Annotated in this window: 13 protein-coding genes; 4 read left to right on the forward strand and 9 right to left on the reverse strand. The window is 65.9% G+C overall.

Features of this window, described 5'->3' with window-relative positions; translation table 11 throughout:
* Nucleotides 1–54: 54 nt before the first annotated feature.
* A complete protein-coding gene (locus MUH00_RS12610; RefSeq protein ID WP_246999041.1) occupies nt 55–747 on the reverse strand; it encodes a type I 3-dehydroquinate dehydratase in 693 nt (230 codons plus the stop codon).
* A gap of 75 nt (nt 748–822) precedes the next feature.
* Complete coding sequence (locus tag MUH00_RS12615) at nt 823–1,803, reverse strand: transcription initiation factor IIB (protein WP_246999043.1); 981 nt, start codon at nt 1,801–1,803, stop codon at nt 823–825.
* Between the two features lie 220 nt (nt 1,804–2,023).
* Between MUH00_RS12615 and MUH00_RS12620 the strand changes: the two genes are divergently transcribed.
* Nucleotides 2,024–2,542, forward strand: a complete 519-nt coding sequence (locus MUH00_RS12620; protein WP_246999045.1) for a DUF84 family protein — start codon at nt 2,024–2,026, stop codon at nt 2,540–2,542.
* A gap of 218 nt (nt 2,543–2,760) precedes the next feature.
* On the forward strand, nt 2,761–2,982 hold the full coding sequence (locus tag MUH00_RS12625; RefSeq protein WP_247003963.1) for a DUF7123 family protein: 222 nt from the start codon (nt 2,761–2,763) through the stop codon (nt 2,980–2,982).
* A 136-nt stretch (nt 2,983–3,118) separates the two neighbouring features.
* On the opposite strand, the gene MUH00_RS12630 is transcribed toward MUH00_RS12625, so the two are convergent.
* From MUH00_RS12630 to pyk, 5 genes are all read right to left on the reverse strand, one after another.
* Nucleotides 3,119–3,736 carry a winged helix-turn-helix transcriptional regulator gene (locus MUH00_RS12630; RefSeq protein ID WP_246999047.1) on the reverse strand — a complete coding sequence of 206 codons (618 nt, stop codon included), beginning with the start codon at nt 3,734–3,736 and terminating at the stop codon, nt 3,119–3,121.
* 159 nt (nt 3,737–3,895) lie between these two features.
* Nucleotides 3,896–5,071, reverse strand: coding sequence for an SPFH domain-containing protein (locus MUH00_RS12635; protein WP_246999049.1), 1,176 nt, complete (start codon nt 5,069–5,071; stop codon nt 3,896–3,898).
* A 71-nt stretch (nt 5,072–5,142) separates the two neighbouring features.
* The gene (locus MUH00_RS12640) at nt 5,143–5,730 is read right to left on the reverse strand and encodes an NfeD family protein (protein ID WP_246999051.1); all 588 of its coding nucleotides are present in this window, start codon (nt 5,728–5,730) and stop codon (nt 5,143–5,145) included.
* A gap of 58 nt (nt 5,731–5,788) precedes the next feature.
* The gene (locus MUH00_RS12645; RefSeq protein WP_246999053.1) at nt 5,789–6,106 is read right to left on the reverse strand and encodes a DUF7312 domain-containing protein; all 318 of its coding nucleotides are present in this window, start codon (nt 6,104–6,106) and stop codon (nt 5,789–5,791) included.
* 149 nt (nt 6,107–6,255) lie between these two features.
* A complete protein-coding gene (pyk, locus tag MUH00_RS12650) occupies nt 6,256–8,013 on the reverse strand; it encodes a pyruvate kinase (RefSeq protein WP_246999055.1) in 1,758 nt (585 codons plus the stop codon).
* Between the two features lie 132 nt (nt 8,014–8,145).
* Between pyk and MUH00_RS12655 the strand changes: the two genes are divergently transcribed.
* Nucleotides 8,146–8,433 carry a GYD domain-containing protein gene (locus tag MUH00_RS12655; protein WP_246999057.1) on the forward strand — a complete coding sequence of 96 codons (288 nt, stop codon included), beginning with the start codon at nt 8,146–8,148 and terminating at the stop codon, nt 8,431–8,433.
* A 29-nt stretch (nt 8,434–8,462) separates the two neighbouring features.
* Here the strand turns inward: MUH00_RS12655 and metG are convergent, their stop codons facing one another.
* Nucleotides 8,463–10,568: a methionine--tRNA ligase gene (metG, locus tag MUH00_RS12660; RefSeq protein WP_246999059.1), complete on the reverse strand. Its 2,106-nt coding sequence runs from the start codon at nt 10,566–10,568 to the stop codon at nt 8,463–8,465.
* Nucleotides 10,569–11,081: 513 nt separating this feature from the next.
* On the opposite strand from metG, the gene MUH00_RS12665 reads away from it, so the two are divergent.
* A complete protein-coding gene (locus MUH00_RS12665) occupies nt 11,082–12,413 on the forward strand; it encodes a sodium-dependent transporter (RefSeq protein ID WP_246999061.1) in 1,332 nt (443 codons plus the stop codon).
* Nucleotides 12,414–12,580: 167 nt separating this feature from the next.
* On the opposite strand, the gene MUH00_RS12670 is transcribed toward MUH00_RS12665, so the two are convergent.
* Nucleotides 12,581–12,919, reverse strand: a complete 339-nt coding sequence (locus tag MUH00_RS12670) for a hypothetical protein (protein WP_246999063.1) — start codon at nt 12,917–12,919, stop codon at nt 12,581–12,583.
* Nucleotides 12,920–12,926: the final 7 nt, after the last annotated feature.

Here is a 12,926-nt window from a genome sequence, read left to right on the forward strand (position 1 = left end):
ACGACGAGCCGGAACTCGATCGATACACCTGGCGGACCCGTCCGGACTCGGGACTCAGCGGAGGCGGGCGACCAGCTCGGAGAGCGTCGCCAGATCGTACTGCCCCGGAGCGGTCGCCGTTCCGGGATCGACGGGTGCGTAGCCGATCTTCGAGCCGTACACCGGCGCGACCGCGCGGGTGTGGCTCCCGACCTCGCCCATCGCCATCGTCGCGACGGCGTCGCCGTGGTGGGTCAACTGTTCCGTCGCCGAGAGCAGCGCGAGGGTATCTGCCGTCGACTCCGCGGTGACGGCTACCTTCGCGACGTCGCCGTACTTGCTCGCTTCCGTTAGCGTTCGGACGAGTTCCCGACGTGGCGGCGTCCCTTCGAAGTCGTGGGCCGAGACGACGATCGAGACGTCTCGATCCCGGGCGGTTTCGAGGAGGTCGTCCGTGTCGATCCCGTCGTCGAGGATCGCCTCGAGTTCGACGTCGATCGCGTCGACGGCGTCGATCGCGGTCGCGTCGATCAGCGCGGCGAGTCGCGCCTCGTCGTCGCCGTCGTACTCGCCGCCCTCCCAGTCGGGGCGGTTCGTCGCCAGGATCGGCAGGTCGCCGTCGTACGCGTGGAGTTCGGCGATCGGATCGCCGGCGAGGTCCATTCGGTACTCGACGGCGTCGGCGTGCTCGCGGGCGACCGGATCGTCGGCGTCCGCGAGATCGGCGGTCGAGGCGGCGAGAACGAACGAGTCGAAGTCCAGCGGCATCGTTGTGCGATACTGCGCGCGGCGGCGGAAAAACGGTGTCGTTTCGGCGAATTCCGCGATCGGTAGCGGCGGCGATTACGCGACGCCCAGCGTCTCCTCGGCTTCGAGGAGTTCGTGGTAGCGGTTTCGGATCGTCACTTCGGAGATGTCGGCGACGTCGCTGACGGCGGCCTGGGTGGTCTTCTCGTTGGTCAGCAACGCGGCGGCGTAGACCGCGGCGGCGGCGAGGCCGACCGGCGACTTGCCGCTGTGGACGCCCTTCTCCTTTGCGTTCTGGAGCAGCGATCGGGCGCGGTGTTCGGCTTCGTCGGAGAGTTCGAGTCCGGAGGCGAACCGCGGCACGTAGCTCTCGGGATCGGCCGGCTGGACTTCGAGGCCGAGTTCCCGGACCACGTAGCGGTACGTGCGGGCGATCTCGTTTTTCTCGACGCGCGATACGTCCGCGATCTCGTCGAGGCTGCGCGGGACGCCGGCCTGGCGCGCGGCCGCGTAGACGCAGGACGTCGAGACGCCCTCGATCGATCGGCCGGGCAGAAGATCCTCCTCGAGCGCGCGGCGGTAGATCACCGAAGCGGTCTCGCGGACGTTCGTCGGCAGGCCGAGCGCGCTCGCCATCCGATCGATCTCGCCCAGTGCCTGTTTGAGGTTGCGCTCCTTGGAGTCTCGGGTGCGAAAGCGCTCGTTCCACTTGCGCAGGCGCTGCATCTTCTCGCGCTGGCGCGATCCGAGGGAGTTACCGTAGGCGTCCTTGTTCCGCCAGTCGATGTTGGTCGAGAGTCCCTTGTCGTGCATCGTGTTCGTCGTGGGCGCGCCCACGCGGGACTTCTCGTTCTTCTCGGCGGCGTCGAACGCGCGCCACTCCGGCCCGCGGTCGACGGAGTCTTCCTCGACGACGAGGCCGCAGTCCTCACAGACGGTTTCGCCGTGCTCGTCGTCGACGATGAGGTTACCCGTACACTCCGGACAGGCGAGGCTGTCGGCTTCCTGTTCGGCGGTTTCGTCGGTCGTTTCTCGTTCGGTACGTCGTACTCTGGTGTTCGATCGTGTGCTTGTCATGCGATGGCGAGTGCTGCCCGGCCGAACCAATCGCAAAAGCCGGACGGAGTCGTTACCTACCTCGTTCTGACACCCAAGGTTTAATGCTTTCGAAATCTCGATCCGACACCGCTCGAAAACGGGTAATTCGTCGGGTCTGGCATTAAAAATCAAAACATTAAAGTGAGGTTCCGTCGGGCGCGATCGCGAACCCTGAAGTTCGCCGGCGCTAACGGCGGGTATGGACGTCGCAGTCGGCAGTACGAACCCCGTCAAGATCGAGGCGGTCGAACGGACGCTCGATCGGTTCGACCCGACCGTCACGCCGGTCGCGGTCGATCCGGGAATTCCGGAACAGCCGTGGTCGATCGAAGAGACGGTGACGGGCGCGGAGAACCGCGCTCGTCGATCCCTGACCGCGACCGACGCGACCTACGGCGTCGGACTCGAGGGCGGCGTCGCTCGACTCGACGGCGCGCCGGGGCTCTCGTTGATCATGTGGGCCGCCGTCACCGACGGCGACCGAGTCGAACGCGGGGGCGGCCCGACCCTCCGGCTCCCCGATCGCGTCGCCGATCGACTCGACGCGGGCGCGGAACTCGGGCCGGTAATGGACGACTTCCTCGACACCGACGGCGTCGCCGAATCCGAAGGGGCGGCGGGCGCGCTCACCGACGGGCTGACCGATCGGACGCGCGCGCTCGGCGAGGCGGTCGCGTGCGCGTTCGGTCCCTTCCGGACGACGGCGTACGATCGGTAGCCGGCAATCGCGAGGCTAGCCGCTCGTTTCCCCCGAAACAGTCAGTCGATCGGTACAGTCCCCGAACGGAATGAATTAACCGGGCGTACCAACGCTACCTTTCCAGCCGAGTATCGATCGATTACCCGACGCAAAAACCGCATGACGGCGGCGGGTTAACCGGACGTACCAAACCCCCTAAGGGCGATCCGGCCATCCGAACGACTATGAGCACTGCAATGGCCCCCGAACTCACGAGCAAACAGCGGCAGATTCTTCAGTACCTCCGCGAGAACGCGGCGACGAAGACGTACTTCAAATCGCGGCTGATCGGGAAAGAACTCGGGATGACGGCCAAAGAAGTCGGTGCGAACATCACGGCGCTCCAGGAAGGCGAGTACGACGTCGACATCGAAAAGTGGGGTTACTCCTCCAGTACCACTTGGAAAGTCGACGTTTAACCGCGCGTTAGCGGGGTCCCTCCACGCGGTTCGATATTTGTTTCGACGCTACTCGGTCCCGGCGAGCGCCCCGTCTCGCCGTCTTCGGCAGCAACCGTGAAAACCACGGCGTCCGGCGTGCCGATTGCGACCGGTCTCACCCGCTGTATTCGAGATACCCGTCGGCGTTTCCGGCGAGCGTCATCGCTCGCTGGCCGAACGAGTCTGCGTGGCGGACGATCAGAAGCAACACCGTCTCGGGCCGTTCGACCGCGTAGCCGTCCTCGCGCGAGAGGAGCCCCGCGTCTTCGAGTTCGCCCGCGTACTTGCTGACGGTGGGCGGGGAGACGTCGAGGGCGTCAGCGAGGTCGCCGGCGGTGGCCTCGGGATCGAGGAGGAGTTCGATCAACATCCCGCGCGGGGTCGATCGACGGAGGTAGCCGAGCGCGTCCTTCTCGAACTCGTCGAACCGGTTCGCGAGCACGAACCGCTTGTAGTCGCCATCCCGGTAGCGCTCGATCGCGCCGACATCCTCGAGCTGGCGGAGGTGATGTTGGGTTTCGCCCGTCCCGAGCTGGAGGTCGTCCCGAATCTTCGAGAAGTGCGCGCCGGGCGTCGTCGAGAGGTAGCCGGCGATCGCGTCCCGAGCGTCGCTTTCGCCGGTCTCGGCCGCGCCCGTCTCGGAGAATCGAGCGAGTGGCGCAGTGGCACCGAGCGCGGCGAATCGGCGGAGGGTCGCCCGTTTGCTATCGTCGACCCCGTCGGGAGCAGTCATCGTGCGTCTACAGTTGCCCATGGGGCGCGTCGTAAAACCGGTTTCGCTCCGTTTCGTTACTCGTACCGAGACTCTCTGGCGGTTTTGAACGTCCCCTCGGTGGGGACAATCGTCGATTGCCCGCGTCCGATCGTCGACGATCGATCGTTCGGGTCGCGGTCAGTTACGCTCGTTCGATTCGTCAGTGTCGCCGACCACCGCGTCGGAGCCGCCGTCCGTCTGCCCCTGGAAGTCCTGGTCCATCTCCTCGATTACTTCGTTCGGGTCGGCGATATCCGCCGGCTCCTTTCCTTCCTTGATGGCCTGGGCCTCCTGTTCCATCGCCTCGACGTCCATGTCGGCCTCCTGGTCGATCTCGCCGATGATCTCGGCGATATCGTCGAGGCCGATCAGTTCGCGGGTCTCCTCGTCGAACTCGAGGCTCTCGAGTTGGTCGTCGCCGTCCGCGACGTCGCTGCCGGTCAGGTGTTTGCCGTACCGCCCGACCATCGAGGACAGTTCCTGCGGGAGCACGAACGTCGTCGACTCGCTCTGGCCGATCTCGGTCAGCGCGTCCATCCCTTTGTCGATGATCGCCCGCTCGCCCATCGACTCGGCGGATCGCGCGCGAAGCACGGTCGAAATGGCGTCACCCTGGGCTTCGAGGATCTGACTCTGTTTCTCACCCTGGGCGCGGATGATCTGGCTCTGCTTGTCACCCTCGGCCTTCTCGACGGCGCTGCGGCGTTCACCCTGCGCTTCGAGGATCATCGCCCGCCGTCTGCGCTCGGCGGAGGTCTGTTGCTCCATCGCGCGCTGGACGTCCTTCGAGGGATTCACTTCGCGCACTTCGACGCTCTCGACGCGGATCCCCCACTCGTCGGTGGGTTCGTCGAGTTCCTGGCGGATGCGCGCGTTGATTTCCTGGCGCTTGTTGAGGGTGTCGTCGAGTTCCATGTCACCCAGCACGGCCCGCAGGGTCGTCTGAGCGAGATTCGAGACGGCGGTCTTGTAGTTGTCGACCTCGAGGAACGCCTTCTTCGCGTCCATCACTTTGATGTAGACGACGGCGTCGGCCGTGACGGGCGAGTTGTCCCGCGTGATCGCCTCCTGTCGGGGGACGTCCAGCGTCTGCGTTCGCATGTCGAACCGATAGGTGTTCGAGACGAACGGCGGGACGATGTTGATCCCCGGCTCGAGGAGTTTCCGGTACTCGCCGAAGACGGTCAGGGCGCGTTTCTCGTACGCGTCGACGATCTCGATCGCGCTGAGGAGCGCGGCGATGACGACGACGAGTACGAGGGCACCGATGATCAGCACCGCAGCACCGGTAGTCTGCATGGGGAGTAGTTCCATGTTTCGCCCTTACGCCGGTGGGATAAAAAGCGTTCCCTTACTGATCAGACATGTTTTCGCGGAGCCGACCGTCAGTCGATGGTCCCCGACTCGGTTTCGGACGGTTCGGTCGAGTGGTCATCGTCGACCTCGGTCGACGCCCGGTCGACCGCCGCCTCGCGAGCGAGCGCGCGATCGATCTCGTCCTCGCCGATCGCCGACATGGATTCGACGGTGAGCACGTTCCCGCCGCCGGGATCGAGGACGATGATCTCCTCGCCCTCTTCGATCGTGTCGCCGGTCGATCGCGCGCTGTAGTAGGGGGAAAAGCCGCCGCTTTCGAGTTTGACCTCGCCGCCGCGGTTCGTGACGGTCTCGGTGACGTAGCCCGTCGCCCCGGCCAGTGAGTTCGAGTCCGACGTTTGGGCGGTTCCCTTCCCGCCGTAGAAGTCGAACTCGCGGTAGACGTAGGTCGCGGCGATTCCGATCGCCAGCGTGAGCGCGGCCAGTACGAGCACGTGGGCTGCGGGCGGGAAGAGTAACCCGACGAGCCCCGCGCCGGCCAGCGCGACCCCGATGACGATGAAGTGCGCGCCGGGCGAGAGGGCCTCGAGTCCCATCAGGACGAGTCCCACCGCCAGCAGCAACAGGGGGACGTTCTCGAAGAGGGGTTCGACCATACTGGTGGCTAAGGTCTCGGCCCGATTAAAGGTTTATTGCACGGACGGCCGCGCTTTATCAGACCGGGAGCGCGAGCAGCCGAACGATCACGGCGACGGTCACGAGTGCGCCGAGAACGACGAACACCGCGTGTTCGAGTTCCGGATTGCCGGGTTCGATCGGTTCAGAGTTCGGTTCCGGCGCGTAGGGGTCCTCCTCGTCCGCTCCGTCGGACCGGGCCGCGTTCGAGCCGGAGAGATCGATCGGGATCCGATCGCCGTGGTCGTCTCGGTCGTCCGCTCGCGTTCGATCGTCCGTTTCGTCCGGGCTCGTCCGCGACGGGGCGACGGCGTCGTCGCGCTCGCCGGCACCGTTTCCGGACGCCTCGTCTGCCATGCGACGCAGTATGCGCGCCGCCGCCAAAAACCCGCGGTCCGCCGGCGATCGTACCGGGTTAGTCGCGGGATGTCACTACTGACGCGAGCGAGGGCGATTCACCACCGAAAACACGGACTCCGAACGAGACCGCCGCTAGCCGAAGGCTTTCAGGCGCGATCCGCCCGGTGTCGGGTATTCCCGCCGTAGACGACGCCCCGTTCGGCGTCGAGGGTCACGACGGTTCCCGCCTCGGTCTCGGAGAGGTCCGCTCCGCTGATCATCGGGATGTCCATCTCCCTGGCGACCAGCGAAGGGTAGCCCGTCATGCCGCGCTGGGCGTCGACGATCCCGGCGATCTTCGTCAGATCGCCCTCGAACTCCGCGTCGAACTCCGCGGAGAGCGCGACGATCGCGCCGTCGGGAACGTCCGCGAGATCGCCGTCGGGGACGTGGGCGATCGGTCCGGAGGTCCGGCCCTCGACGACGACGCGGCCGGTCGTCAGCGCCTCGGCGGCGACGTGGACCTTGAGCATGTTCGTCGTGTTCGCCCCCTCGAGTTCGGTCATCATCCCGCAGAGGACGACGACGGTGTCGCCGCTGTCGGCGACGCCCGCGTCGAGGGCCGACTGGACGGCCTTCTCGACGACCGCGCCGGCCCCCTGGTCGGAGACGTGGGCGTACAGCGGCGTCACGCCCCACGAGAGCGCGAGGCGGCGGCGCACGCCGTGGTTCGGCGTCGACGCGACGACGGGGACGCCGGGGCGGTACTTCGCGGTCTTCAGCGCCGTGTAGCCGGACTCGGTCGCGGCCACCACCGCGTCCGCGTCGATGTCGCGCGCGAGGTAGCGCGCCGATCGGGCCAGCGCGTCCGTCCGCGCGTCGCCGGATGGCGGCACGCGCTGTTCGAGCGTCTCGGCGTACTCGGTGGAGTTCTCGACCTGGCGGACGATGCGGTCCATGGCGTCGACGACGGCGACGGGGTGATCGCCGATCGCGGTCTCGGCCGAGAGCATCACGGCGTCGGTGCCGTCGAGGACGGCGTTGGCGACGTCCGACGCTTCAGCGCGCGTGGGCCTGCGCGCGTGGACCATCGAGTCGAGCATCTCCGTGGCCGTGATGACCGGCTTACCGGCCGCCTGGCACTTCCGGATGATCCGCTTTTGGATCATCGGCACGTCCTCCATCGGGCACTCGACGCCGAGGTCGCCGCGGGCGACCATGATCCCGTAGGAGGCGTCGGTGATCTCGTCTAGGTTCTCGACCGCGCCAGCCCGCTCGATCTTCGCGATGATCGGGATCTCGACGCCCAATTCCTCCAAGACTCCGCTGACCTCGTAGACGTCTTCGGCGTCGCGGACGAAACTCGCCGCGACGAAGTCGACTTCCTTCTCGGCGGCGAGTTCCAGGTCCTTGCGATCGGACTCGGTGACGATGTCCAGATCGAGGTCGACGCCCGGGACGTTGACGCCCTTGCGGCCCGCGAGGTCGCCGCCGGTGTCGACCCGCGCCCGGATCCGATCGTCCGTCCCCTCCAGCACGGTCGTCTCGATCAGGCCGTCGTCGAGCAGGATGCGATCGCCCGCCTCGACGGCGTCGATCGGCAAGGAGAGGCCGACTCGATCGGGCGTCGCCTCGTCGCCGACGGTGAACTCGATCTCGGATCCGGTCTCCAGCGGAACCGTTTCGCCGTCCGGGAGCGGCGCGGTTCGGATCTCGGGCCCCTGCATGTCGAGCATGACGGCGACGGGTTCCTCGCGCCCGCCGTCGACGTCGCGAACTCGATCGACGAGCTCGGCCCGATCCTCGCGACTGCCGTGGCTCGCGTTCAACCGGGCCACGGACATCCCGGCGTCGGCGAGATCCCGAATCACTGCCCCGCTGCTCGAGGCGGGGCCCAGCGTACAGACGATCTTCGCGTTTCTCATGGCGAGATCTACCGTCGGCACCGGCAAAAAGATGCGTGATTCACTCGATACTGAGTTTCTTTTGAACGGTGCGCTCGCGTCCCGTCCTGTGCCACGACAACCGTTTTCCATCGCCTCGCCCACGCCTGACGTATGCCCACCTACGCTTCGCTCATCGAACTGGCCGATCGAGACGTCCAAAACGCTCAAGAGATGGCGTCGGTGTGGGGAGAAATCCGGACGGAGTTCGAGCAGCACAACGCCGAGCTACTCGATTCCTACGCGGTTCTCGGCGAGCACGACTTTCTCGTCACCTTCGAGGCTAGGGACAACGAGGCGGCGTTCAAGTGCGCGCTGACGTTTCGCCGGCACGGCCTCGACGGTCAAACGATGGAGATCGTCGACACGGACGACTTCTCGCAGTTGGTCGACGAGATCTAACGGGTCGACGGGGTATTTCGGTCGCCGCGTTACCGGACCTTCTCGCCGATCGCGGCGTCGCCGTGGGTCGTCAGCAGGTCAGCCTCGTCGCCGGCGGCGAGGATCATTCCGTTCGATTCGACGCCGAACAGCTCCGCGGGCTCCATGTTCGCCAGCAGGACGCATTTCTCGCCGGAGAGTTCGTCGAGGTCGTGAAGCTGCTTGATCCCGGCGACCACCTGTCGCGTCTCGAACCCGATGTCGACCTCGAGGCGCGCGAGGTCGTCCGCGCCCTCGATCCCCTCGGCCGACTCGATCCGGCCGACGCGAATGTCCAGATTCTGGAAGTCCTCGAAGCTGATGCGGTCCTCGAGCAGCGGTTCGAGGTCCTCGGTGTCCGTCATGGCCTCGGATTCGTCCGCGGGGGTGTCGTCGCTTTCGGTTTCTTCGCCTTCGTCCTCGGCCGCGGCGGCCTCCTCGATCCGGGCGTCCAGTTTCTCCTCCAGTTCGGCCACGCGATCGTCTTCGATCTTCGCGAACAGTTCGTCGGGTTCGTCGAAGTTCCGCGGGGGCGCCTCGAGCGCGTCCTCGAGGTGGGCGTCCGCGACCGCGCCGTCTTCCCCTACCTGCTCCCACAGCCGCTGGGCCTTGTCGGGCGCGATCGGTTCGAGGAGGACGCCGACGGCCTTGGCGATCTGGACGCAGTCGCGAATGACCTGTTCGGCGCGATCGGGGTCGTCGTCGGTCAGCTTCCAGGGCTCGTTGCGCTGGATGTACTCGTTGCCGAACTGGGCGAGCGCCGTGGCGGCCTGCCCGACCCCGCGCAGCGAGTAGTCGTTGACGCTCTCGCGGACCTCGCCGATCGCGCCCTCGATCCGCTCGCGGACCTCCTCGGAGACGTCGGCGTCGGGGGTTCCCTCGTAGTTCCGGTAGGCGAACAGTAGCGATCGGTACCAGAAGTTGCCGATCGTCCCCACCAGTTCGCCGTTGACCTTCTCCCGGAAGGCGTCCCACGTGAAGTCGACGTCCTGCTGGAGGCCGCCCGTCGTCGTCAGGTAGTACCGCAGCAGATCGGGGTGAAAGCCCTCGTCGAGGTACTCGCGGGCCCAGATGGCGCGATTGCGACTCGTCGACAGCCCCTTCCCGCCGATCGTGATGAAGCCCGTGGCGGCGATCCCGCGCGGGGCGTTGTAGCCGGCCCCCTCGAGCATCGCGGGCCAGAAGATGGTGTGGTGCTGGATGATGTCGCGGCCGATGACGTGGACGATCTCGCCGTCGTCCTTCCAGACGCGCTCCCAGTCGTACTCGTCCTCGCCCACGCGTTCGCCGTACTGCTTCGTCGAGGCGATGTACTCGATCGGGGCGTCGACCCAGACGTAGAGGACGAGATCGTCGGCGCCGTCGTCGCCGTCGGCAGGATAGTCGATCCCCCAGTCCATGTCCCGCGTGATGCACCAGTCCTGGAGGCCGTCCTCGATCCACTGGCGGGGCTGGTTGCGCGCGTTCGAGGTGCCCTCGAGATCGTCGAGGAAGTCGGTCAGGTAGTCGGCGAACTCGGAGACGCGGAAGAACTTGTGCGTGCGTTCGCGGTACTCCGCGGGATTGCCGGTGATCGCGCTCTTCGGGTCCTCGACCTCGCCGGGTTCGAGGTGGCGCTGACAGCCCTCGTCGCACTCGTCGCCGCGGGCCTTCGCGCCGCAGTAGGGACAGGTCCCCTCGACGTAGCGATCGGGGAGGTACTGATCGGCGTCGGGGTCGTAGGCGACCTGGATCGCCTTCTCGTAGATATACCCCTCCTCGTCGAGCGTTCGAACGATCTCCTGGGTCAGTTCGGTGTTGGTCTCGTCGTGGGTGTGGCCGTAGTTGTCGAACTCGACGTTGAACTGCGGGAACGTCTCCTCGTACTGCTCGTGCCAGTCGAGAGCGAAGTCTTCGGGATCGACGCCCTGCTCCTCGGCGTTGACGGCGACCGGCGTGCCGTGCATGTCGGAGCCGGAGACGTAGGCCGATCGCTGGCCCAGCGTCCGGAGCGCGCGGTTGAACGCGTCTGCGCCGATGTATCCGCGGAGGTGACCGATGTGGAGGTCGCCGTTGGCGTAGGGCAACCCGCAGGTCACGACCGCGGGGCGGTCCGTCGGAAACTCGTCGGTGCTCATATCTGTGTGCTGTCGGTGGCGGGCGTAAAACCCGCCGGTTTTCGATCGGTTCGCGCGCGGTACCGTTGAAGATCGATCGGTCCGGGTTTCGCGTCGCGCGGAAACCGTATGACCGGTACAACGCGCGGCGGTCTACCCGTAGACGACGCTATCGCCGCATCCGCATAGAACGAGCGCCGGCCGCAGCGAGCGTCGTCATCACTCGGGTCAGTATTTCGGCGGCGTCACCAAAAGCATTGTTCTCGATCCGCGACCGCCGACGGGCAGCGACCGGCTCCAACGCACGGGATTTCGGAGGACTCGTACGGCCGGTCTCGCGACCCGTGCCACCGTACCCAAATTAATTCATCCATAGCCGATTTTGTGGAATTCTGTTCAGTAATATTCATCCAGTATCGTGATAGTGTCTGGGAATTTACGAAAATGTATCAGAAAAACCGTTGGCGCGGAATACTGGAGGGCGGCGTCGCAGATTCAGTAGGTATTTAATCCACTATCAGTCAAGCTAAGCCTATGGTACGTGATACCTGGGCAACGCGGGCAGGATTCATTCTTGCCGCCGTTGGCAGCGCAGTGGGGCTTGGAAACATCTGGCGGTTCCCGTTCTTGACGGCCGAATCGGGCGGAGCAGTGTTCGTGCTGGTCTACCTGTTCCTGGTCGCGCTCATCGGACTGCCGGTGATGCTCGTCGAGTTCGTCATCGGCAGACGATCGGAGCGCAACCCGATCGGCGCGTTCAGGCGTCTCGGGCATCCGTCCTGGAAGTTCGCCGGGGTGATCGGCGCGGTCGCCGGCTTCATCATCCTGTCGTACTACAGCGTCGTCGGCGGCTGGGTTCTCCAGTACATTATTGCCAGCTTCACCGGCGGTTACGGTGAAGACCCAGCGACCTTCTTCGGCCAGACCGCGTCCGGAACGAACGCGATCATCTACCACGCCGTCTTCATGGCGCTCGTTGCTGGCATCGTTTCCCTCGGCGTCCGCGACGGGCTGGAGCGGGCGGCCAAGCTGATGGTGCCGAGCGTCATCGTGCTCCTCGTGGGCCTCGCCGTGTACGCCGCGACGCTCCCGGGCACGGGCGCCGGCTACGAGTTCTACCTCTCCCCGAACGTGGATACGTTCGTCTCCGACGTGGTGGACATTCTGCCCGCCGCGGCCGGGCAGGCGTTCTTCACGCTCTCGCTCGGGATGGGCGTGATGATCACCTACTCCTCGTACCTCGGTGAGGATCGGAACTTGCTCAGCGATTCGCTCATCATCGTCGCCATCGATACGATCGTCGCGATCCTGGCGGGCCTCGTCGCCTTCCCGTTCCTCGCCTCCCAGGGGGTCAACCTCGTCCAAGACGGCGGCGGCGCCGGCGCGGTCTTCATCAGTCTCGCGACCGCGTTCGAGACCATGCCCGCGGGCACTATCGTGGGCGGCATCTTCTTCATCATGCTGGCGATCGCCGCGCTGACCAGCGCGTTCAGCATCCTCGAAGTCGTCGTCTCGTTCGTGACCGACACGTTCGACATCGATCGCATCCCGGCGACGCTCGGACTGGCGGGGATCATCTTCGTCGTGGGCCTTCCGACCGCGATGGACCTGACGTACCTCGACACCTACGACAAGTTCGCGAACAACATTCTGCTCATCCTTGGCGGGCTGGTGCTCTCGATCTTCATCGGCTGGGTGTACGCTCCCGACGCCCTCGACGAACTCGGACAGGGGCGGGGCGGAAACAACGGCTTCGACACGTACTGGATTACCGTCGTCCGGTGGATCGTTCCGCTCGTGCTGGCGTACACGGTGTACCTCGCGGTCGTGGAGTACGTCAATTTCCTGCAGGGAACGTTCTTCTGATTCGGTAGTTCAACCGAATCGAACCGTCACCTCCCGCCCGATCGGAACGAGGCGGGATCACCCCCGATTCTCGTCGGTCGCTGCGACGGAGCGAGCGGCGGCGACCGTCGGGGACGTCCGTCTCGGCGGAGTCGCTCGCTTTCGCACTCCGCCTCTCGAAACCGTTCTTACCGTCCGTCGGCGGGCTCTCGATCGGCGTCCCAGATCGGCGGCAGCAACTCGAACCGGCTGGCGAAGAGCAGCCCCGAGCCGATCGCCAGCGGCGCGAGAACCGTCGCGGCGAACGCCGGGCCGTCGGGAGCGAAGACGAGCCCGATGGCGGCGCCGACCCAGGCGAGCCAGGCCAGCGCTTCCCACGGCCGCCCCTCGTAGAGCCGCCGGACGGTGATCGAGAGGAGGAAACCGCCGAGTGCGGCCGATAGAACCGTCGGTTCGGCGAGAAGCGAGAGGGCGACGATCGCCGCGAAGCCGACGATCGCGACCCCGTCCTGTCGGTCGAGATTCACGGCGGGA

It is taken from the genome of Halosolutus gelatinilyticus (genome assembly GCF_023028105.1).
Classification (GTDB): Archaea; Halobacteriota; Halobacteria; order Halobacteriales; family Natrialbaceae; genus Halosolutus; species Halosolutus gelatinilyticus.